The following is a 23213-nucleotide window of genomic DNA, read 5'->3' as shown; positions in this document are numbered from 1 at the left end:
TCATTGATCCCCCCTCTCCCATGACTTTGTTCATCCTAATAGTTTAACTGACTCGCGTATGAATGCAGGGATATCATCTGGTGTCCTGCTTGTTACCAACTGATTTTGACAAACAACCACTTCTTTATCCGCGTATTTCGCCCCTGCATATTCCATATCCACCTTGATGGATTTATAACCTGTTGCATCCCTGCCCTTCAATGTTTTCGCGGTGATTAATAGCTGTGGGCCGTGACAGATTGCGAAAACGGGCTTTTTATCATCCATGAACTTTTTCGCGAATTCAACGAATCGATCATCCGCTCTAAGCTGGTCTGGCGAGAAACCTCCTGGGATGAAAAGAGCATCATAGTCTTCCGGGGAAGCATCGGCAATCCCAACGTCAATTTTCACTGTAGAATCTCCTTGTTTTCCTTTCACTTCTTTCCCGGCTTCCATCTCGATTGTGACGACTTCATGTCCCGCCTCTTGAAAAGCTTTAGCCGGCTCCGTATACTCAGAATCCTCGAATAGATTTGTGATAACCGTAGCTATTTTAGCCATTTTTCACCCATCCTTTCAAGTATGCTTTCCCTACTACTATTCCACTCTCGTTCAGCACTAAACTTATGGGCGGTATTTTGAGACGTAAGGATTATCCTTTTCAAAGAATCTCCATGGATAATGGACGGCCTCGCCCGTATTGCCTATCCCAACACGCGGACCCGTTTCGATTTCACTTGCCCCTGGCCCGACAGCTATGAACAGCGGCTTGTCCGACCAATGATGCCCGTAATACTTCATCGTCACGCCAAGCGCTTTTGAAAGTTTTCCTGGTCCATTCGTCCAATCTTTCATCTTCAAATTCGGACCACGATTGTCCCGCATCATCTCAAGTCCGTCTACAGGCTCCGCCGCCCTGATCAGCACCGCATGGGCGTTCCAATCGGCCCACTGACGACATTCATCAACGTATGTGTGTGCATTTGATACGTGTATACGAGACCGGGCGCACCAAACATGACATCTGTTCGCTTCGTCCGGCGGTTCCCAAAGCTATGCGCTGCACGATCCTCAGGCCCATGATAGGCTTCCGTCTCTACAATTCGCGCGACTATAATGCCATCCGGCTGCTCATGCACAATATATTGACCGACCAGATTCCGCGCAAGTTCAAGAACTGGTCTTTCGAAAAAGCCTTTATCAATCGGTTCGTACAACTGAATCCCTCCATAGCACCAATTCCTTCATCACTATAGGATTGCCCTTTTATGTTGAAATGAATCCTTTTCGGGGTGAATGAGAACTCTTTTGGCGGAAACGAGAACTCTTCTTGCCCGAATGAGAACTCTTTTGGCGGAAACAAGAACTCTTCTTGCCTGAATGAGAACTTTTTTGGCGGAAACGAGAACTCTTCTTGCCCGAATGAGAACTCTTTTGGCGGAAACGAGAACTCTTCTTGCCTATATGAGAACTTGCTTGATGGAATTATAAAACGTATCCGAAAAAATCGGATACGCCTCTTTTCTTCATATCAGCTTAATAAAAGAAACTACAAAAATTAAAGTTAGCACGACAATTCCGATGATCGACAAGATTTTCGTAAATTTAATCGCTTCATCCGAAACCTCGGGCTGTTCCTTATACATCCATCTCTTCCCCATAACATTGCTTCCTCCGGGTTAAAAACCTGCCATATAAGAATTAAATATAGCGGTATACAAATGATGAAAAGAAAAATAAATTCCGCCATGTCGCCCCCCTATTTCAACCCCTGGCCCTCCGCAAACTCACGGTACAACGGGTGGGAGTTGAATAATTCCTCATGCGTGCCAATCCCCGTAATCCGCCCTTCTTCAAGGAAAATGAGCTGGTCGGCGTCAATAACTGTGGATAACCGATGGGCAATGATAAGCGTTGTCCGTCCTTGCATTAACCGTTGCAGCGCCTCCTGAACATGCGTTTCAGATCCGCTGTCCAAATTGGAAGTCGCTTCGTCAAGCAACAGAATTTCTGGATCATGCAAGAGAGCACGCGCAATTGCAATCCGTTGGCGTTGTCCCCCTGAAAGCTTCATGCCCCTTTCACCAACAAGCGTTTCGAAACCATCCTCCATCGCTTCGATAAACTCCAGTGCATTCGCCGCCTCCGCAGCCTTCTTCACCTCATCTATAGAAGGCCGGATTTCCAGACCATACGCGATATTATCCAAAATCGTTCCGCTTAATAATGGACTTTCCTGCGACACATAACCGATCCGCTTCCGCCATTCAGACAAAGCGATCTCTGAAATCGGCGTTCCACCGACCGAAATAACGCCCGCCGTCGGCAAATAGAACCGTTCTATGAGTGAGAATATTGTTGTTTTCCCACCGCCACTTGGACCGACAAACGCAGTGACATTCCCTGGATTCGCCCAGAAAGTAACCCCTTGAAGAACATCCTTTCCGCTTTCATACGAAAAATCGATTGACTCGAATTGAATGCTGCCAGCAGGGACAACAGATTCTCCATTCGCGGGCTCACTCTTCATCCTTAAAATCTGCTGAATCCTCTCTGTTGCACCGACAGCCTTTTGGAAAATCGTAAACACTTGTGCCATCTGCGCAAACGGGATGATGATCTGGAACATAAGAAAAATGATTGCGACAAGCGTTCCTGGGGATAAATCCCCTTTAGAAACTTGCGCACCGCCGTAGCCAAGAATCACAACTAAAATGCTCATCATCACAAGCGTCATGACAGGTGAAATGATTGCTTGAATCCTTGCCTCTTTCAAACCGAATGAAAATAGCGAGCGAATCGCATTTCCACCCTTCTCCCCTTCATTCGGCTCCGCCCGATAAGCCTTCACCAACCGAATATCGCCGAGCACCCGTCCAAGATGACCTGAGAATTTGGCCATTTCCCCCTGAGTTGACTTCGCAATTTTATGCATGATCCTTCCAAGCGGCAAAATGATTGCCATACTAACCGGGATACTTATTAACATAATAAGCGTCATTTTCCAGTCAAGATACAATAAAATTGCAACCGCTCCGATAACCGAGATAATTCCCGTAATGAACGACACAAGATGATCCGACACTAACTGCTTCAGCATAGTCGTATCCTGCGTAATCCGGCTCATCGTCTCACCGGTTTCATTTTCATCGTAATACGTAACCGGAAGTCGCAGCACTTTATCCCATAATTTATTCCTCAAATCCGCCACAATCGTCTCACCAATATACGCAAGCAAATAGTACGAAACTCCGCCCAATAAAGCCTGTAACACGAATACCACAAATAAGAACACAGCAGTCTTCCAGTTAAAAGACGCCGCAGACAACGAGTCTACAAGCTGGCGTGTCACCAACGGAATTGCCAAACTTGCTGCAGTCGAAAATAAAGCAAGAATGAGCGCAGTCACCGTTATCCCTTTCGGCCATCTTAGTTGCCGCAATAAACCAAAGAATTCCTTCATCGACCCTTTTGTCTTCAACTCTTTTTCCATCTTCCATCCTCTTTTCTTCCCAAATACGCATAAAACAGTCTATACACGCATAAAAACTTCTAATAACTCATAAACTTTGATAGATACGCATAAACAAAAATAAGCACGCATAAAGGCAGATAAAAGCTCATAAATGAATGCACATGCGTATGGCCCGCTACTCATTCACCATCATACCGATAGTAAGCCTCATAAAAGTGCCTATACATATCGAAACTTATCTTAATATCTTCCTGAAGGTTCTTCAAATGCGTGATCAACAGAAATCTTGAATAGAACGGATGGTCTTTCAACCATAATATATCTTCCTCCGCATTGAGACTCCACCTCACACTTGCCTCAAGATACTTTCTTGTCTCCGATGAATGCTTTTCCTGAAAAGCTATACTTAGAAGCGTATTACGTAACGTTCGAACTTCAACCAGCATCCAATCCAAATCTCCCTTACCCACTTTCACTCTGGCAGACGTCATTAAATCCATCTCATACAAATCCAAAATAAAATCAGTATCAGAGTTCAACCGATCCCAGTCTTCAACTGTATTCCCGTCATGCACCTGCCCGAATTCATGCAGTTTTTTCTTATAATCTTGCAAATAAGGAAGATCCGCATCAAATCCAACGGACTGATAGACACTTAAAGGCGAATACGGAAAGAGAACTGTCATCAAAAATATGAACAGAACAGCACTCGACACTCCCCAGACTTTCCTCTTCAATTAAGCTCCCCCTATTCCAACGTCCCCATCCAACGCTTCACTTCACGCGGTGACTTCAACACGATCACTTCGGCCTCGCTCCGCTCAAGCATTTCAAAGACTCCGGGCCGCTTCTTTTTCGGATACGTCCATATGAATTTCACAAATTCCCAATCTACCTTTTCCTCGCAGCCTTCTGCCATATCAGGCCTCGTCTTCCCTCTATACATCCAACGCCGTTTGAAAATCCGTGACAAGCAAAGGTAGTTTGGAAAGTCGAGGAAGATGATCAAATCAGCATATTGAGCCCGCATCTCAATCGTCGAGTTGAAATTACCATCGATAATCCATGCGGGCTTCTCCAGTTCAGTTTGCAGTTTCTCCCTAAATTCAGGTTTCGGTGTAGGCACCCATCCTTCTTTCCAAAATAGTGCATCCAAATGAAGGACGGGCAATCTTAGGCGCTCCGCAAGTTCGACCGATAACGTCGATTTCCCAGCCCCACTGCATCCGATGACCAAAATCCGATTATACTTCACTTTCCCCATCCCCAATTCTCTTCAACATCTCGCCAATCGCTAACCAATCCGCATCCAAGTCCGGCCTATGCGAAGGCCGATAAAAGACCGCTGCTGGATGGAATGTCGGCACAATTCGATACAGACGATCTGTCCACTCAAACGTCGTGCTATCCAGATCTGGAAGGAACTGAATCGGCCTTTCCAACAACTGCCCGTGTAACTCCGTCACTTTCGCTTCCCTGCCAAGCAGTCTCTGTAAGCCAAAATTACCAAGTGCAACAATCAGCTTCGGCTCGATATTCGCCAGTTCATAATCGAGCACCGGGGCATGTGCCAAGATTTCTTTCCTTGTCGGTGGCCGATTATATTTCCTCTGCGTCTTCGTACCGTCCCGCTCCCGTCTCTCGCCCCATTTGTATGGACGACTGCGGACAGTACTCGTTATATAGACATCCTCACGCGTCAATCCAATCGAATCGAGTGACTTCATCAATTCCTTGCCTGCCCTGCCGATGAAAGGGATTCCATCCACGGCCTCGAATTCCCCTGGTGCTTCACCAATCAGCATTAGCTCGGGCTTCTGTGGGCCCTCCCCGTAGACGAATCCCTCCACGGGGAATCCTTTTATCCTCTCCCTGCCAAGGTTAGCAATCGATTCAGGTATTCGAAACATCGACACACTCCCTTTCAGCCTTGCAACAATACTATCTTCTAATCATTATCCCCCAATGATATATGGTTCCAACGCACGTTCCACACTTGTTGCAAAACTATTGCCCGCACCCCAATCGAATCGGAAGAAAACACCTTCCGAACTGCCTGCTGCAACAACATGGACACGCGTCGCTCCGTCAAAATTATCTATCGTCGCCGTGACTGATGCCCGGTTGTTCGAACGCATATAATACTTCTCCATAATTAGGACATGCACTTCCGATGAACCAGTCATTCTCACGTAATGATCGACCAATGTCCCGCTGATGCTCCCTCGTAGAATTTCAGATTCAATCGTGTTTGCTGCTTCCATTGGAGAGATTTAACAGTGAACTCCTTAACCGACATTTCATCACCCTTTCTCTTTGTAGTAAATACGTATTGTCATGAACAGAAGTTTCAGTTTGTTGATATTTCCGAGCGGAACAAATGAATTTGGGGATCTATGTAGTTTCTTGGGAGCAGGACGCACTTCTTTGGACGCGCAACCGCATTCTTTGGACGCGGCAACATTTATCCAAGGCGAAATGCAAAAGAAAACCGACGTCCATGTAAGACGTCGGTCCAAATTTATTCCAATTCCATTTGTTTTGTTTCCGTGCCTAAGAAAATTACGGCGAGTACGCCAATAATAATCGATCCGCAGAAGATGCCGAAGATTAGTCCGAATCCATGACCCGCGGTTAGAAGCCAGCCGACTAACAATGGTCCAAAGATGCCACCGATTCGGCCGACGGCAGCTGCCGTGCCCGAGCCTGTCGCCCGTACTGCGGTCGGATATTGTTCCGGAGAATAGGCGTAGAGTGCTCCCCAAGCGCCTAAGTTGAAGAATGAAAGGAATGCACCGAATACAAGAAGCATTGTAAGCCCCTCTGCATTACCAAATAGAAGAGCGCTTACGGCTGTTCCGATTAAATACGTCGATAAAACAAATTTACGTCCTGCCCTCTCGATAAGCCATGCAGCAGTGAAGTAGCCGGGCAACTGCGCCAATGTCATAATAAGCACGTATTTAAAACTATGGATCATATCGAACCCTTTCATGACCATGACACTTGGGAGCCAGAGGAACATGCCGTAATAGGAGAATACAACTGTGAACCAGACAATCCAAAGCATTGTGGTCCTGCGTGCATATTCTTTAGTCCAGATAAGCTTCATCTTCGAGCCGATTGACTCTTTCGGCTTCCCTTCCTGCTTAAATTTAGGAGAGTCCGGCAAGCTCCTCCGTAAGTAGATTGCGTAGAAAGCAGGAAGTGCTGTTAGAACCAAAGCAATACGCCATCCGTACTCGGGAATGATAAAATATGCTATCAATGCCGCCACGAGCCAGCCAGCCGCCCAGAAGCTTTCCAATAACACAACAACCCGACCACGCTCTTTTGCGGATACACTTTCCGAGACAAGTGTGGAAGCGACGGGTAGCTCCCCTCCGAGCCCTGCTCCAACGAAGAAACGTAAGATGAGGAATACGGTTAATGTTGTTGTCAATGCAGATAAACCGCTTGCCAATGAAAAGAGTATGAGTGTCATCATGAAGACGGTTTTCCTACCGATCCGATCTGCCAACAGCCCGAATCCAAATGCCCCAATCGCCATACCGATTGAATTCATACTTCCGATCCAACCCATTTCAGTCGGGGACAGTTGCCATTCGACTGCAATGGCCGCGATGACGAATGATAGAATCCCAACATCCATCGCGTCGAACATCCAACCCGTGCCAGAGATAACTCGTAAATTTATTGCGCGAAATTCCGTTTTTTGTCTTTTTCACAATTTGTCTGCCTTTCGTTGTAGAGTAATAGAGTGTCTTGACACTTGTCATTTTACTTACAGACAATCGTAATTACAAGGATTTATTTTAAACCTTGCGCACAATAAAAAAGGCTTGCTCACTTATTGTGAGCAAACCCTTGAATTTTATTAGAATGATGCTTCGACTTCTTTAATCATTTCTTTCATAGAAAGTAATCCGCCACCAGAAAGGTACCAGTATTCTCCGTTCAAGTAAATGATTTTGCCATTTTTATAAGCATCCGTTTTCTTAACAAGTTCATTTTCCACGGAATCCTTCGCACTTGCACCATTGCCAATTGCGGCATCTCGGTCAATGACGAATAGGACGTCCGGATTTTTCTCAAAAATGTATTCGAAAGAAATATTCTGTCCGTGAGTGGATACTTCGATCTTTTCATCTACCGCTTTATAGCCCAGTACATCGTGAATGAGTCCGAAACGGGAGTTTGGACCATATGCACTCACTTTTCCTTCACTTGCAAGAACGATAAGCGCATTTGTATCAATGGCTGATGTTTTCTCTTTTAATTGCTGCAATTTTATCATCTATGTCAGCAAGTTCTTTTTGGACCTCCTCTTCTTTATTGAAGATCTTACCAATTAATTCTGCATTATGCTTAAATGAATCCATATAATGCGCGTAGTCAATTCCAACATAAATTGTTGGAGCGATTTCTGCAAATTGATCATAAAGTTCCGCTTGGCGGTCTGAAATAATGATCAGGTCAGGTTTCATCGCATGAATTTCCTCGAAAGCCGGTTCTTTCAGGCTACCGACATTCACATACTTATCATCATCATATTTTGACAGGTAGCCTGGAACGTTTGCTCTCGGCAATCCAGCTACTTCAATTCCTAAATCATCCAATGTATCAAGTGTACCAAAGTCGAAAACGACGACTTTTTGGGATTTTTCGGCACTTCAACTGGTTTACTGCTTAGTTTATGCTCTACTGAAATGGTTTCCGTGACACTATTTGCATCTGTTCCTGATGTTTTGCCTTCATCTTTATTCTTCGTGCCACATGCTGCAAGTACGATCATGAGGGAAGCAAGCAAAAGCGTCATTGTTAACTTTTTCATTTTGAACCATCCTTTGTTTTTTAAGAATTAAAATAGACGCATATATTACAGTTATTCATCTTTTTAATAGGTATATCCATATCGTAAATTTCCTTCAATGCATCCGAATTGATGATTTCTTCTGTTGGGCCATCGCGGACGACCCTACCATTTTTCAAGGCAACAATCCGGTCAGAGTAAACGGATGCAAAGTTAATGTCATGGAGTACGATAACGACAGTCTTCCCAAGATCATCAACTAATCTACGTAGGATTTTCATGATTTGAACGGAGTGTTTCATATCCAAGTTATTTAACGGTTCATCAAGCAGAATATAATCTGTATCCTGAGCAATTGTCATCGCGATAAAAGCACGCTGACGTTGACCGCCTGATAATTCATCCATATAATCATGCTGCATATCCATCAGGCCCATATAATCCATAGCCTGTTCAATGATCCGGATATCCTCCGCATTGAGCTTCCCTCTTGAATAAGGAAATCGGCCAAATGAAACCAATTCACGGATTGTCAATCGGACATTCATGAAATTCGATTGTTTTAGAATAGAAACACGTTTCGAGAACTCATTGGATTTCATTTTTTGAACATGGTCGTTATCCACAAGCACCTCACCGGTATCCGCGTCAATTAGACGGCTCACCATTGAAAGAAGTGTCGACTTCCCAGCACCATTCGGGCCGATGAAAGATGTGATTTTTCCACGATGAATATTGACATTCACCTTTTCAACGACTGCCTTTTTCCCATAGAACTTAGACAACTCTCGAACTTGGATCATGAGGATCGACTCTCCTTTAGTAGTAGATAGATGAAATACACACCGCCAACGAAATTGATGATGACACTTAACGTTGTCGAGAACGTAAATACCCGTTCAACGACCCATTGACCACCTACAAGTGCGATGATACTCATTACTGAAGCACCTGTGATAGTACTTTATGTTTATATGAGTTGAAAAATTGATAAGACAAGTTTGCGACTATCAAACCGAAAAATGTAATCGGACCAACAAGTGCTGTAGATACAGATATCAATACAGCCGAGATGACAAGCATTAACTTGACAACACGATCGTAGGAAACACCTAAATTTATAGCCGTGTCCCTTCCAAGAGACAGTACGTCAAGGTCGTTGAATGATTTCCATCCGACCAAAAATGTGATGACGACAATTCCAAGTGCCCACCAAACAAGTTCCCCACTCACATTATTGAAGCTTGCAAACATTTTGTCCTGTACTCTCAAGAATTCATTCGGATCAATCAGTACTTGCAAGAACGTCGAGATACTTTCAAAAAACGTCCCGACGATAATCCCTACGAGCAACAGGAAGTAAATCGGCTGACCGCCCCTTTTAAAGAGGAATTTGTACAAAATCAGTGCAAATATAATCATTGTCGAAACCGATAAAATGAAATTCACATGCCTGTTGACGATTGTAAAATGGCCCGAGCCAAGGAAAAAGATGACGGCCGTCTGGAGTAATAAATATAAGGAATCCAACCCCATTATACTTGGGGTTAAGATGCGATTATGCGTAATCGTCTGGAAGATGACGGTCGAATAAGCAATTGCGACTCCTGTCAACACCATCGCCATCACTTTGATAGCCCGGCGTGGCAACGCATAATCAAAACTTCCATTTAAATCGTGAAACAGATACAACGAACAAAAAACGATTGCCAAAGCTGTGAGAATGATAATTTTAGTAGAATTACGCATATGCCTTCCTCCTAAATAACAAGTAGAGGAATATACCGCTTCCGATGACACCGACCATCAGACTGATAGATATTTCATAAGGGTAAATGAGGACCCTGCCTAAAATATCACAGATCAGAAGGAAGATCGCCCCCAACAATGCAGTATGCGGCAACGTCTTCTTCAAATGATCTCCCTGGAAAATGGATACGATGTTAGGGATGATCAATCCTAAAAACGGAATCATTCCGACAGTCAAGATGACGGTCGTCGTAACGAGTGCAACAAGTATTAGCCCAATATTGACAATCCTCTTATAAGCAAGCCCCAAGTTTTTCGAGAAATCCTCACCCATTCCAGCAACCGTAAATCGGTTAGCGTAAAAATAGGTGATGATCAGTACCGGGATGCTTATGTATAAAAGCTCGTACCGTCCGACCATGATCATCGAAAAATCACCTTGTAGCCAAGATGCCATGTTTTGGATAACATTTGATTTATATGCGAAAAATGTTGTGATGGAAGAAGAATATTTCCGAACATTAGTCCAACGAGTGGGATAAAGATTGCGTCTTTGAACTTTATCCGGTCTAATATCTGCATGAATAGCAGCGTACCAGCAAGTGCAAATACAAATGCGACAATCATTTTCTCAATCGTCGATGCGTTCGTAAATAGTAACATCGATACCAATATGCCGAGTCGAGTTGCATCCAATGTACCCGCAGTCGTCGGTGACACAAATTTATTCCTGCTAAGCTGTTGCATTATGAGACCCGCTATACTCATCCCCGCACCCGCGAGAAGAATTGCAACCAATCTTGGCAAACGGCTAATCAGGAAAATCTCTGTCTTCTCCGACTGAAAATCGAGAAGATCCAACGGTGATATCGAACTCACCCCAACGAATAACGAAAGGAATGAAAGTAATATAAGTGCGATAAACAAATAACGTTTCTTCATGAAGAAAGATCTCCGATATCGAATATTTGCTCCAACTGAGAATCACCTTTAGTGAAAATGATTATCAATTAGCTGCAAATCCAATTATAGCAGGTATGAATACAGTGTCAACTGATAATTGAAAATGATTATCAATTAAAAGAAGACTGGTAGATTTCAATCTATTGGACATGCCGCCACCACGCGGTTCAACGCAATTGTGGCGTTATTTTAACAGCTTATTAAGGTGAGGGGGCTTGAAGTGTGGCCACTTTGGACGCGAAATGCGATTCTTTGGACGCACAGCTTGCTTCGATATATAAAAAAACGGTTATGGACAACATTTTGTTGTCCATAACCGTTTTTGATTACTTATTCTTGGCCCATTAACTCTTCCAAATCCACTGCGCTATCAATCACTTCTTGCGGAACTACGATTTCATCGATTTCATTGATTTTAGTAATGACCGATTTCATCTCTTGTACAATATGCATCTCTTCTTCTTCGATTTTCATCGTCATATCCATATTCATATCAAATGCATTTGTATAGAATGTTTCTTTGTCGATGTAAATAGTGACATCAAGGCTTTTCAAATCCATATTATTCAACAGATCAGCCTCTTCTTCAGTCATCGCCATATCTGCCGGGAAAGCCGACCCCATCAATTCTTTCATAAGGCTGCTAAACTTATCACCGGAAGCATTCAACGTCAAAATATACTCGTCATCCGTCTTCAAATTTGAATTCATCCTTGAATTCTTTGAACATCTTCATATCCAATGTAGGATCCGTTTCGCCGCCCATTTGCGCCATCATTTCATCATACATATCCATCGGCATCTTGATCCATTGATCAGATTCAGGATCGTGCATGTAAAAACCAGACTCGGTCATGTACATCTCCATGTCCATCGCGCCAATTTCTGGTCCCATGTCCATACTCATCACTTGGTACATTGCAAGTGGATCGATAATCATATCCATATCCATTTTGATTTTCGAATCCATATCAAGTCCCTGGCCCGGCATGGACATTTTTTGATTGATATCCATAACGGCATGCATGCTCTTTTGTTCCTCTGAAACTTCCATTGCTTTGTTATATACTTCTTGTGCTGTCATCTTACTTTTGTTTGATACTTCAACTTTCTTGCCCGTGTCAGGATCTGTTTTCGGTTCAGCGGCGGATCCGCATGCTGCGAGGCCAAGTGCGAGTAACCCGACACCCAAACCTTTTATCCATTTATTCATATGATTCGCTTCCCTTCTTTGTTTCTATTTTTACTACACCTAATGATACGGTATCAAAAGAAAAGGGTTCCACCTTTTTTTGTAATTGAATCTTTCCTACCATTTATATAAGTTAGGTCCTTTGCTTACCCTTCAAATTATTTCGATTATAGAAATTTTCTCGTGTTCGTTCGGGATAAAATCCGTTATAATAAGCGGAACTGAGAGAAAGGACATCAAACATAATGATAAAAAAATTCTCATCCTATTACAAACCACATAAACGGCTATTCATCATCGACTTTTCAAGTGCCATTTTCGTTGCATTGTTGGAGCTCGCTTTCCCGATGGCTGTTCAATGGTTTATAGACACCCTTTTACCTTCCGGGGAATGGGGCAAAATCGTGACGATAAGCATCCTATTACTGCTTGTCTACTTGCTTAGCACATTCCTTCAATACATCGTCAGCTATTTGGGGCATAAGTTAGGCATCAATATTGAAACAGATATGAGGCAGCAGTTGTTCAACCATGTCCATCGCCAATCATTCCGTTTTTTCGACAACACGAAGACGGGTCATGTTATGAGCCGAATTACGAATGATTTATTCGACATTGGTGAACTCGCCCACCACGGACCGAAGACGCGTTCATCGCGGTTATGACGATTATCGGGGCATTTGTTCTCATGTACTCCATCAATCCGGAGCTTGCAATCATCGCAATTTGCATGGTGCCGCTTCTTATCGTCCTTGTAACATTCTGCAATATAAAAATGAATGCAGCATGGCAGAATATGTACGGGAAAATTGCAGATGTCAATGCAAGAGTAGAAGATTCCGTATCTGGTGCTCGAGTTGTCAAATCATTTACGAATGAGGAATTCGAGATTGCACGATTCAAAAAAGACAATGGCAGCTTCAGATTGGCGAAGCTTGTAGCATATAATGTCATGGCCTGGACGCATTCCAGCATGTATATGATGACAAGGCTTGTAACGTTGGTCGTCCTTGTTGTCGGGGCCTGGTTTACGTACAACGGCAACTTAACGCCAGGTGAGCTTGTCGGATTCATTCTTTTCGTCAATATTCTTATTAAGCCTGTTGATAAAATCAGTGCGTTACTGGAACTTTATCCGAAAGGGATGGCCGGATTCCGTAGATTCCTTGATCTTCTTGAACAGGAGCCAGAAATCAAAGACCGTTCCGGTGCAAAGTCAGTAAACCATTTGCACGGTGATATCCTCTTTGACGACGTTCATTTCCAATATGATGATAATAAATATGTCTTGAAAGGCATTGATTTATCGATTAAAGCCGGGGAAACTATCGCATTTGTCGGCCCGTCCGGAGCTGGAAAAACAACAATATGTTCACTTATACCACGTTTTTACGATGTTGACGCTGGTGCGATTTCCATCGACGGCATCGATATTCGGAATATGACACAACAGTCCCTACGATCCCAAATCGGAATCGTTCAGCAAGACGTCTTTTTATTCACGGGGACAATCAAAGAAAATATTGCATATGGAAATTTGAATGCGACGGACGAAGAAGTAAGAGCAGCTGCCCAAAAGGCACATTTGGAAGATTTCATCGCATCCCTACCTAACGGCTATGAAACGCAAATCGGTGAGCGTGGATTGAAATTATCAGGTGGCCAGAAGCAACGGCTCGCAATTGCGCGCATGTTCCTTAAAAATCCGCCAATCCTTATATTGGACGAAGCGACTTCTGCTTTGGATACCGAGACGGAGCGCATCATCCAACAATCACTGAACGAGCTTGCCGAAAATCGTACAACACTCGTTATTGCCCATCGTCTAGGAACTATCCGAGATGCGGACAGAGTCATTGTTGTAACGGAAGATGGCATTGCTGAAGATGGAAAATACGATGACTTAGTAAGAAAAGGCGGTATATTTGCCCGGCTGCATAATATTCAATTTCAAGAGGTTTAACATTTGGAGAAACGGGGATACTATAACCATCCCACCCCCCTTTCTCTTTATAGATAAAAAACTGCACTGCAGACTTTATAGTCCGCGTGCAGTTTTTTGTTTTTGTCCAGCTACAGGCGCCAGGGGCTCGAGGTCATAAGGCGATGATACTCTGTGGCAAAGAACGCCACGCCGTATCTTCGCCTTATGCTTGTCGCCCCTAAGCAGGCGCCTTTCGCTTTTCGTTGTCCAGCTAATGTCGCTAAATACTCGGGGCATAAGTCAATGATGCTCTGCGGCAAAAAACACCACGCGGCATCACCGCCTTATGCCTGAGGCCAGCAGGATGCTGGTCATGCAGTCGTTGCCGCAGGACGCGGCGAACTTAGACTGCGAACCTCTACAAGCGAGCACCTTCCGCTTTTCGGCTTTAATGGGATATGATGAACTCTTCGAACTTAATCCGTTCCGAACCATCCATCTCAACGGTCATCATCGTGCCATCTTCTTCGTATTCCGTCTTTTTCACATTCGCTTTATTGTTCAAATAGGATACTACATCCCCACGATCAAACGGAATGAGCAGTTTACAAGTGATGTATTGCTCAAAAATCCTTTTCTTGATCAAATCGACCAACTCATCCAAACCTGCAGCCTCTTTCGCTGATATCCATATACTTTCATCCATCTTCCGCGGATACGGCACTCCCGCCAAGTCAGATTTATTATAAACATTGACGGTTTTTATATTTTCCACGCCGACATCATGCAATGTATCATTCGTCACTTCCATCATATAGCGGTATTCAGGATTCGAAACATCAACAACATGCAGAAGTAGATCTGCACCACGCGCTTCTTCAAGTGTTGAACGGAATGCTTTAACTAAATGGTGCGGTAATTTTGAAACGAATCCAACCGTATCTGTCAAAAGGAACTCTTTATTATCCGCAAATTTCAGGTGGCGGACGGAAGTATCAAGCGTCGCGAATAGCATATTCTCTTCATACACTTGCTTCGCGCTTTCCTCATCGATTTTACGCAATAAGCCATTCATCAATGTCGACTTGCCCGCATTCGTATACCCAACAATCGACACAACAGGAATGCCGCTTTTCTTCCGTTGTTTCCGTTGCGTATCCCTACGATCGCGTACTTGTTCAAGATCCTTTCGCAGCTTCGCAATCTGATCCTCAATTTTCCGGCGATCGAGCTCAAGCTTCGTCTCTCCGGCCCCTTTGTTCTGGAGTCCTCCGCCAGTTCCTCCCCCTTGCCTACTCAATGACGCGCGCAATCCGACAAGTCGTGGAAGTGTGTATTGCAGCTGTGCCAATTCAACTTGCATTCGTGCCTCATGTGTCCGCGCTCTTCTTGCAAAGATATCAAGAATCAGCATCGTCCTATCAATAACTTTCACTTCGAGCTCCTGCTCCAAATTACGGATTTGTGACGGGGACAACTCATCATTGAAAATGACAAGGTTCGCGTCCAACTCTTCGTAAAGCTGCTTCACTTCCATGATCTTTCCCTTACCTACATAATGGGTCGGATTCCTTCGCTCCAAGTTTTGCGTCACTTGTCCAACGACATTCACTTCAATTGCCTCAGCCAAATTCTTCAATTCTTCCATTTCATACTCAAAATGCTCTGCATTCTGCTCCTGTACACCGACAAGAATCGCATATTCAACCAAAATCTCCATAAAAGAACCCCTTTCGCACATTCCAACATCGCAGTTTTACAAATCATATTCAAATACGCATAAAATCACTCAAACGCGTATAAACGCACCATTAAACGCATAAAACTCAACATTCACACATAAATCCCTTAAAAGGTCCGTAAACGTCCACATTCACGCATAACCACATTCTGATGTTTATCCTTCCCTCTACCCAATGACTACATCCTTTAACCTATCCTTTCCTCCTTCATGCTGAATAAATCTCAAACGGACATTTTCCAAAGAAATATCATTCGAATCCCCGACCTTTTGAGAAAGAAGTACTGCCCACTCTCCAGTATCGCGCAACGGATCCTCCACTTCAAAAATGCATTCCCTAATTTCAAGCCCCTCATTTTCCTCAATTAACGTTCCATCCTCCCGTAATTGGGCAAAACGGATAACTTCAGGCTCTTCCCACTCAATAAAGAATGGATATGGCAGTTCATCATTAACCGGTTGATCGACAAATAGCATCTTCCACTTTCTTAGTACGCCACTTTCCGTCCGTCTCTCGGCGTCCAATACACCTGATGTAGCAAAACCTTTATTTTTAATATCCTCATTAAATTGTTCGATATCACTTACAGATAAACAAATAGTGCCCCATCCATCACTTTCATTAACATCATGCAATAGTAAGCGTGTCAACGGATGGTCGATGTTCCTCGCAATTTCGAGTTTCTCCACGGATAGCCATTCCACATATGCATTTTTCACATACATAAGTGCATTATGTGTTCCCCATTTTTCATGCCTGCCTCCAATGACAGCATGCTTGCCTTCACTCTTCTGTTCATTGATGATTTCGTCAGGATCTTTCGACGAAAAATATACAACATGATCCAGCTTCATCTCTACGTCCCCCTTTTTAAACCCTATTTTGATTAGGTACCATATTATAAGAAAAAAAACGGCCATCGATTGTCTTAATCGAAGACCGTTTTTTTATCGTTCTTTTTTCAATAATACCTGTGCATCGTAGAATTCCTTATCTATTTCCGCATTCGGACGATACGTCATCAAGCTAACGAAGTAAGTTACAACTAAACAAATGAAGAATCCTGGGACAATCTCATAAAGACTGTCTGTCAGTGTCTCAATATTCCCCATACTCCTACAGTAATTGCTCCCGCGACCATACCCCAAAGTGCGCCAGCTGCTGTAAGTTTACGCCAGAAAAGGGAGAGAAGGATAATCGGACCGAATGCACCACCGAAGCCTGCCCATGCAAAAGATACGAGTTTTAATATCGATTCTTTATTCGGCCAAGCAAGTGCCATTGCAATTAACGAAACGACGAGAACTGCCATCCGTCCTAAAAAGACGTAACGCTCATCTGAAGCATCAGATTTCATGACTGCTTTATATAAGTCCTCTATCAAAGCTGAAGAAGTAACGATTAATTGGGAAGAAATCGTACTCATAACAGCCGCGAGTACAGCTGCAAGCATAATCCCCGCAATGAACGGGTGGAAAATAATTTGACCCAGAGCGATGAAAACTGTTTCTTTATCGACTAATTCAGCATTAGGATTTTGATGATAATAAGCAATCCCTACTAAGGCAGTAGCTATTGCACCAAACAAGCTTAAAATCATCCAGCCAATACCAATCCGTCTAGCGCTTTTCGTCTCCTTCACCGACTTGATCGCCATGAAGCGAACGATAATATGCGGCTGACCGAAATAGCCGAGCCCCCAGGCAATGGAGGAAATGACTCCTGTTAGGGTCGCTCCTTTTACAAGGCTGAGCATGTCCGGATTGACTTCTTTGATGCTTGCTGCGGTTTCCGCGAAGCCACCGGTAATTGTCAAGCCAAATATCGGGACTAAAAGTAAAGCTAAAAACATGATAAGTCCTTGAACAAAATCGGTGTAGCTTACTGCAAGGAACCCTCCAAACAGTGTGTAGGCAATAACAACTCCGGAAACTACCAACAACCCGGTGTGATAGTTAAGGCCAAAGGAACTCAAGAAGAATTTACCGCCAGCAACCATACCTGAAGAAACATAAAATGTGAAGAATACAAGAATGATAATACCTGAAGCAATTCGTAGAAACCTTGATTTGTCCTTTAAACGGTTTTCCAGGTAACTTGGAATGGTAATGGAATCATTCGATACTTGGGTATAAACACGAAGCCTTGGTGCAACAAGAAGCCAGTTCAAATACGCACCAATCGTCAGTCCAATGGCAATCCAAGCCTTGGTCAAACCTACTGCATAAATAGCGCCTGGAAGTCCCAATAGCAACCAACCTGACATATCCGCGGCCCCAGCACTCAATGCAGTGACTGCTGGCCCTAAGGAGCGACCGCCCAACATGTAGTCAGTCAAGTTGGACGTCTTCCTAAATGCATACCAACCAATGAAAAGCATGGCCGCCATATACAAGATGATGGCTATCAATTGATACAAACTACTAGTCATAATTCCCCTCCTCTGTTCATTACACACTACTTTTATACCCACTTATAGACGACTTACGCAGTTTTTGAAGTATCTATTCGTTTTTTCTGTATAATTAGGGAAAACGGTCATCAATCATCCCCAAAATTCCCGACATTTCCCGGGTAATGAACAAACTTCGACAGGAGGAATTCATCTTGGAACACGAAAAATGGCTACAACAAGCAATCGACATGGCTATTACAAATGTAAAAGACGGCGGCGGACCTTTTGCCGCGATAATCGTCAAAGACGGAAAAGTAATTGGATCCGGAACAAATAGAGTGCATATAAATCATGATCCATCTGCACATGCAGAGTTGTTGGCAATTCGTGAGGCTTGTGCCACTTTGGAAACGATCAATCTTTCCGATTGCATCCTTTATGCCAGCGGAGAACCATGCCCGATGTGCTTAGGCGCTGCGTATTGGTCATCTGTTGGTCATATCTATTATGCTTGCAGCAAGACAGATGCCAAACTACATGCCGGATTTCCGAATCCACTAAATAGCTTCTTTTCTGACCAACAAAAGAAACCAACTGAGCGTTATATCCCGTTCACACACTACAACACAGAAAATGCGCTTCACCCATTTGAAGAATGGAACGAGCGCAAGAAGGTTTAAGAAAGTATAAAAGGGGAATGTTTTATTTAGTAGACTTCTCACTATCAAATCATACAAAAAAAGACTGCGTGCCTATTAAAATGGCAGCAGTCTTCAGATTTATATCTTTTGACTTAGCGTCTCCTCAATGGAAAGTTCACGTAGCTTATATTTCTGGATTTTCCCGGATGCGGTCATTGGAAACGCATTAGTGAATTTAATGTACTTCGGAATTTTATGATAAGAGATATTACCGCGGCAAAATGAACGTACGGCTTCTTCATCAAGGGCTATATCTTTTTTCAGAATGATCCAAGCCATCAGTTCCTCCCCATATTTCGGATCAGGCACACCAACGATCTGTACATCAGAAATCGCCGGATGTTTATATAGGAACTCCTCTACTTCACGTGGATAAATATTTTCGCCACCGCGAATAATGACGTCTTTAATACGTCCGGTAATATCAATGTATCCATCCATATCCATAATGGCGATATCACCGGTATGAAGCCATCCATCCTCATCGATTGCCTCATGGGTTGCCTCTAAGTCATTATAATACCCTTTCATGACAAGATAGCCCCTTGTACAGAGTTCGCCTGGTATTCCAATAGGAACTTCCTCTCCCGTCAATGGATCAATGATTTTAACCTCTACGTAGGGATGAGGTTTACCAACAGTGGAAACGCGCTTTTCAATCGGATCATCGGTCTGTGTTTGGGTAATGACAGGAGACGATTCTGTTTGACCGTAGCAAATCGTAATCTCTTCAGCCCCCATATCGTGAATCACTTGTTTCATCACTTCAATTGGACATGTAGAGCCTGCCATAATACCTGTTCGCAATGAGGAAGTATTGTACTTTTTGAATTCGGAATGATTCAATTCAGCAATGAACATTGTTGGAACACCATGAAGCGCCGTGCATTTTTCCTCTTGAACAGCCTCCAATACTAGTAAAGGGTCGAACTGTTCAACGATAACCATTGTAGATCCGTGGGTCACAGCCGCCATGTTGCCAAGTACACATCCAAAGCAATGGAAAAACGGTACGGGAATGCAGACACGATCATCTTCAGTAAGTTTCATGAAGTCCCCAATTATTTTTCCATTGTTCACTACATTTCGATGCGTTAACATGACCCCTTTAGGAAATCCAGTCGTACCTGACGTATATTGAATATTAATAACATCATCAGGTGTCATTGTTCGTTGCCTTTCAGCCAAGTCTGCGTCGGCAATCCCTTCCGCATGGTGTAGAAATTCTGACCATTTATATATCCCTGTTTCTTCACGGTCTGTCATGAGTATAATTCTTTTCAGTTTCGGTAGTTTATCGCAATTCACGACACCGTTCTCACTATCCTTTAGTTCTGGACAAATCGAACGGATAATGTCGATATAGCTCGTCCCTTTAAAACCTTCGTCAAGTATCAATGTGCTAGTATCCGACTGTTCAAGGAGGTATTCGAGTTCATTCGCCTGATAATTCGTATTTACCGTAACAAGAACAGCACCCATTTTCCCTGTGGCAAATTGACTTAACAACCATTGAGGTTTATTGTCCGACCAGATAGCGACATGTTCCCCGCGCGCTATTCCCATCCCAATGAATGCCTTAGCCAACTCATCTGTCTCACGATCAAACTCTTGATATGTTTTCCTGATTCCATGCTCAGGATAAACATAAGCCTCATGCTCCGGTATCAAATTCGCCCAATCACTTAAGATCTCGCCAACTGTTTTCTCTAACAAAGACATTCACCAAACCCCTTTCTACAATAATTTGGTTCCTTATATATTATCACAAAATTCTGATGGGGTCTTAGGCATTCCTAATCAAAATGCCATTTTACCATGCAGGCAAAATGGTATAAAATGTTTATTCGACAGGAAAAACCCTTCCACGTTCATCTTTATAGACAACATGATGTCGCTCGAATTTTGTCGGTGAATCAAGACCAGCAGCTGCAGCAATTCGATACAACCCTTCACGCATCGTCAAAATATAGTTGGTTACACGGAATTTCTTCTCCTCTACTACAAGACCCCTCTGCAAATTCTTATCCGTTGTGGCAACTCCTGCGGGGCATTCATTCGTATGGCATCGTTCAGCCATAATGCATCCGACCGAGATCATGAATCCGCGGGCAATCTGCACAAGATCGGCTCCCATTGCTAATGCGATTGCCGCTTTGTCAGGTGTTGTAATTTTGCCAGATGCAATAATTTTCACCTGATCACGTACATCATATTTTCGAAGAGCATCTTCCAATATTATGAGTGCTGATTTTAAAGGTAATCCGACACTGTCAGCTAAATCCTGATAAGTCGCCCCCGATCCTCCCTCTGCACCATCGAGGGAGATGAAGTCTGGCCCTTTCCCAGTTTCTTGCATGTATAATGCAAGCTCCTCAGCATCTTCCCTGCCTCCAATGACGATTTTTATCCCAACGGGTTTTCCGCCGTGATCCCTGATCTTTTCAATGAAGTCAAATAGTGTAGGATAATCCGAGAACTGCTTAAAACGATTTGGACTATTAATGGTCGTAAATGGTACAACGTTACGGATTTTCGCAATCTCCTCTGTCACTTTTTCCCCTTCGACATGTCCGCCACGCATTTTCGCCCCTTGCGCCAATTTAATTTCAAACGCTTTAACTTGAGAAATCTCTGCTTTTTCCCTTAGACGTTCCCAACTGAATTCTCCGTTTTCGGTTCGAAAGCCGAATAATCCTGAACCAATTTGAGCGATAATATGAGCATCTCCAGTTAAATGATAAGGGGAAAGCCCGCCTTCCCTGTATTCATCCATGCCTCTTTCGCCATACCAATCCCCTTAGATAACGCGGTAATGGCGTTTTCCCCGAGAGCCCCATAACTCATACCTGATTGGCCTAATAAACTTCGGACATGAAAGGGATGCTCACAATTATGTCCAATAACAACCGCATCCTCTTCAGGTAACAGCCAAGGCAATGCTGGAATTTCTTCCCGATGCTCTTTCCGGGAGAAAAGATTATCCTCATCGACCCGATAACGCATTGTATTAATCAGCTCGTCATTGTCAACTCGCATTTCTTCGTTTTGTTTCGTGAATAATGAATTCCGAATGTAATAACCAGATTCTTCAAAATTACGTTTTGAGCCAAAGCCGATGATGCTGTTCAAGTACTTGCCGGGCAACACTATATGCAAATATTCCTCGCGATTAAAAGGCTTCCCTTCGTGATCTGCGTTGAACAAATACTGGCGCAACTCCGGTCCAGTCTTTTCAAGCATGTACCGCATACGTCCTAATATCGGATAGTTTCGAAGTATGGCATGCTGCTTTTGCCTTCTGTCATAAAAGTAAAGATAAATGGCGCTTGATATAGGAATAATAACTAAAATAATAATTATCAAAGTTGTCGTCAACGATAGGCTATCTAACCAACTCATCCTTGCACCCCTTTTCCATTCGTTAATTGTAGTGTAACATGATTATATTCAATCAATATAGAAATACAGAATATTCCGGAGGTATACATATGGTCATTGAATTACTGACTTCACACTCTTCTGTACGGAAATACAAGGATATTCCTCTTTCGAGGGAAGAGGTCCAGAACCTTGTCCGTGCGGGGCAGCATGCTGCAAGTTCCCATTTCGTGCAAGCTTATTCCGTCATTTATGTAACGGATCAAGGGAAGCGAGAACAACTTGCTGAATTGGCAAGTAACAAAAGACAGTTTTTGACAGCAGGCGCTGTCCTTATCTTCTGTGCAGATTACTGCAGATTGGCTAGTGCTGCCGAGTTGCATGGAGAAGAAATTGATTACTCATACGCTGAAAATATGCTCGTAGGTGCTATCGATGTCGCGCTCTTCGCGCAAAACGTCGCAATCGCAGCCGAGTCAAAGGGTTACGGCATCTGTTATATCGGCGGCATTCGAAATGCACCGACTAAAATAAGCGAACTGTTGGGACTCCCTGATGGCGTTGCACCTATGTTCGCAATGTCGATTGGTGTGCCGGATGAGGCGAATGAAGTGAAACCAAGGTTGCCAGTTGAAGCAATCCTTCATGAAAACAGCTATGACACGGAAAAGTATAAGCAGCTACTCCCAGACTACGATAAAACGATGCATGATTATTACCTTAATCGCGGGTCAAATCAAAAAGATACAGCATGGTCGGAGCAGATGACCGACTTTTTGGCCGAACCAAGACGCACACATATGAAGGAATTCCTTGCGAAACAAGGATTTAAGTTTAATTGATCCTAAAAGCTCATAAACCCAGCCAGATAGTCATAAAACACTTGAAAAACGCAT

Annotated in this window: 13 protein-coding genes and 9 pseudogenes; 3 read left to right on the top strand and 19 right to left on the bottom strand. The window is 43.4% G+C overall.

Annotated features, from left to right (window positions below):
• Positions 1-30: 30 nt before the first annotated feature.
• The 14 genes and pseudogenes from QNH10_RS05225 to QNH10_RS21050 all read right to left on the bottom strand — a co-directional run bounded on the left by QNH10_RS05225 (position 31) and on the right by QNH10_RS21050 (position 12009).
• Entirely contained in the window at positions 31-543 is a 513-nt protein-coding gene (locus tag QNH10_RS05225; protein WP_283733782.1) for a type 1 glutamine amidotransferase domain-containing protein, read from the bottom strand.
• A 63-nt stretch (positions 544-606) separates the two neighbouring features.
• Positions 607-1199, bottom strand: a pseudogene (locus QNH10_RS05220) (DNA-3-methyladenine glycosylase).
• 309 nt (positions 1200-1508) lie between these two features.
• The gene (locus QNH10_RS05215; protein ID WP_283733781.1) at positions 1509-1643 is read right to left on the bottom strand and encodes a hypothetical protein; all 135 of its coding nucleotides are present in this window, start codon (positions 1641-1643) and stop codon (positions 1509-1511) included.
• A 98-nt stretch (positions 1644-1741) separates the two neighbouring features.
• On the bottom strand, positions 1742-3475 hold the full coding sequence (locus QNH10_RS05210; protein WP_283733780.1) for an ABC transporter ATP-binding protein: 1734 nt from the start codon (positions 3473-3475) through the stop codon (positions 1742-1744).
• 161 nt (positions 3476-3636) lie between these two features.
• The gene (locus tag QNH10_RS05205) at positions 3637-4194 is read right to left on the bottom strand and encodes a hypothetical protein (RefSeq protein ID WP_283733778.1); all 558 of its coding nucleotides are present in this window, start codon (positions 4192-4194) and stop codon (positions 3637-3639) included.
• Positions 4195-4205: 11 nt separating this feature from the next.
• A complete protein-coding gene (locus tag QNH10_RS05200) occupies positions 4206-4721 on the bottom strand; it encodes a DNA topology modulation protein (RefSeq protein ID WP_283733777.1) in 516 nt (171 codons plus the stop codon).
• Complete coding sequence (locus QNH10_RS05195; protein ID WP_283733776.1) at positions 4702-5367, bottom strand: uracil-DNA glycosylase; 666 nt, start codon at positions 5365-5367, stop codon at positions 4702-4704. Before QNH10_RS05195 ends, QNH10_RS05200 begins: the two co-directional genes overlap by 20 nt.
• 45 nt (positions 5368-5412) lie before the next feature.
• The gene (locus QNH10_RS05190) at positions 5413-5721 is read right to left on the bottom strand and encodes a DUF6054 family protein (protein WP_283733775.1); all 309 of its coding nucleotides are present in this window, start codon (positions 5719-5721) and stop codon (positions 5413-5415) included.
• A gap of 257 nt (positions 5722-5978) precedes the next feature.
• Positions 5979-7236: pseudogene (locus tag QNH10_RS05185) on the bottom strand (MFS transporter).
• Positions 7237-7334: 98 nt separating this feature from the next.
• Positions 7335-8291, bottom strand: a pseudogene (locus QNH10_RS05180) (siderophore ABC transporter substrate-binding protein).
• 20 nt (positions 8292-8311) lie between these two features.
• Positions 8312-9073: an iron ABC transporter ATP-binding protein gene (locus QNH10_RS05175; RefSeq protein WP_283733774.1), complete on the bottom strand. Its 762-nt coding sequence runs from the start codon at positions 9071-9073 to the stop codon at positions 8312-8314.
• Positions 9070-10019 (bottom strand): annotated as a pseudogene (locus QNH10_RS05170) (iron chelate uptake ABC transporter family permease subunit). The gene QNH10_RS05175 and the pseudogene QNH10_RS05170 overlap by 4 nt, the downstream one beginning before the upstream one ends.
• Positions 10012-10961: pseudogene (locus QNH10_RS05165) on the bottom strand (ABC transporter permease). Before QNH10_RS05165 ends, QNH10_RS05170 begins: the two co-directional pseudogenes overlap by 8 nt.
• 351 nt (positions 10962-11312) lie before the next feature.
• Positions 11313-12009 (bottom strand): annotated as a pseudogene (locus tag QNH10_RS21050) (DUF6612 family protein).
• Positions 12010-12419: 410 nt separating this feature from the next.
• Here QNH10_RS21050 and QNH10_RS05150 point away from each other — a divergent pair.
• Positions 12420-14137, top strand: a pseudogene (locus tag QNH10_RS05150) (ABC transporter ATP-binding protein).
• A 409-nt stretch (positions 14138-14546) separates the two neighbouring features.
• On the opposite strand, the gene hflX reads toward QNH10_RS05150, so the two are convergent.
• The 3 genes and pseudogenes from hflX to putP all read right to left on the bottom strand — a co-directional run bounded on the left by hflX (position 14547) and on the right by putP (position 18271).
• Positions 14547-15818, bottom strand: a complete 1272-nt coding sequence (gene hflX, locus QNH10_RS05145; protein WP_283733771.1) for a GTPase HflX — start codon at positions 15816-15818, stop codon at positions 14547-14549.
• Between the two features lie 189 nt (positions 15819-16007).
• On the bottom strand, positions 16008-16694 hold the full coding sequence (locus tag QNH10_RS05140; protein ID WP_283733770.1) for a VOC family protein: 687 nt from the start codon (positions 16692-16694) through the stop codon (positions 16008-16010).
• Between the two features lie 93 nt (positions 16695-16787).
• Positions 16788-18271, bottom strand: a pseudogene (gene putP, locus QNH10_RS05135) (sodium/proline symporter PutP).
• Between the two features lie 176 nt (positions 18272-18447).
• Here putP and QNH10_RS05130 point away from each other — a divergent pair.
• A complete protein-coding gene (locus tag QNH10_RS05130; protein ID WP_283733769.1) occupies positions 18448-18915 on the top strand; it encodes a nucleoside deaminase in 468 nt (155 codons plus the stop codon).
• 99 nt (positions 18916-19014) lie between these two features.
• Here the strand turns inward: QNH10_RS05130 and QNH10_RS05125 are convergent, their stop codons facing one another.
• Both QNH10_RS05125 and QNH10_RS05120 read right to left on the bottom strand, forming a co-directional pair.
• Complete coding sequence (locus tag QNH10_RS05125) at positions 19015-20658, bottom strand: AMP-binding protein (protein WP_283733768.1); 1644 nt, start codon at positions 20656-20658, stop codon at positions 19015-19017.
• A gap of 121 nt (positions 20659-20779) precedes the next feature.
• Positions 20780-22338: pseudogene (locus QNH10_RS05120) on the bottom strand (FMN-binding glutamate synthase family protein).
• Between the two features lie 89 nt (positions 22339-22427).
• On the opposite strand from QNH10_RS05120, the gene nfsA reads away from it, so the two are divergent.
• Complete coding sequence (nfsA, locus tag QNH10_RS05115) at positions 22428-23159, top strand: oxygen-insensitive NADPH nitroreductase (protein ID WP_283733766.1); 732 nt, start codon at positions 22428-22430, stop codon at positions 23157-23159.
• The last annotated feature ends 54 nt before the right edge of the window (positions 23160-23213 follow it).

The sequence above is a fragment of the Sporosarcina thermotolerans genome, assembly GCF_030067815.1.
Classification (GTDB): domain Bacteria; phylum Bacillota; class Bacilli; order Bacillales_A; family Planococcaceae; genus Sporosarcina; species Sporosarcina thermotolerans.
Note: the sequence above shows the minus strand (reverse complement) of the source record. Positions and strands in the feature narration are given on the sequence as shown.

Bases quoted from the DNA above. Each gene is read 5' to 3' on its own strand.
- QNH10_RS05125 (WP_283733768.1), bottom strand. From the start codon at position 20,658: ATGTCTTTGTTAGAGAAAACAGTTGGCGAGATCTTAAGTGATTGGGCG.
- QNH10_RS05225 (WP_283733782.1), bottom strand. From the start codon at position 543: ATGGCTAAAATAGCTACGGTTATCACAAATCTATTCGAGGATTCTGAG.
- hflX (WP_283733771.1), bottom strand. From the start codon at position 15,818: ATGGAGATTTTGGTTGAATATGCGATTCTTGTCGGTGTACAGGAGCAG.
- QNH10_RS05195 (WP_283733776.1), bottom strand. From the start codon at position 5,367: ATGTTTCGAATACCTGAATCGATTGCTAACCTTGGCAGGGAGAGGATA.
- QNH10_RS05190 (WP_283733775.1), bottom strand. From the start codon at position 5,721: ATGGAAGCAGCAAACACGATTGAATCTGAAATTCTACGAGGGAGCATC.
- QNH10_RS05210 (WP_283733780.1), bottom strand. From the start codon at position 3,475: ATGGAAAAAGAGTTGAAGACAAAAGGGTCGATGAAGGAATTCTTTGGT.
- QNH10_RS05215 (WP_283733781.1), bottom strand. From the start codon at position 1,643: ATGGGGAAGAGATGGATGTATAAGGAACAGCCCGAGGTTTCGGATGAA.
- nfsA (WP_283733766.1), top strand. From the start codon at position 22,428: ATGGTCATTGAATTACTGACTTCACACTCTTCTGTACGGAAATACAAG.
- QNH10_RS05140 (WP_283733770.1), bottom strand. From the start codon at position 16,694: ATGAAGCTGGATCATGTTGTATATTTTTCGTCGAAAGATCCTGACGAA.
- QNH10_RS05200 (WP_283733777.1), bottom strand. From the start codon at position 4,721: ATGGGGAAAGTGAAGTATAATCGGATTTTGGTCATCGGATGCAGTGGG.
- QNH10_RS05175 (WP_283733774.1), bottom strand. From the start codon at position 9,073: ATGATCCAAGTTCGAGAGTTGTCTAAGTTCTATGGGAAAAAGGCAGTC.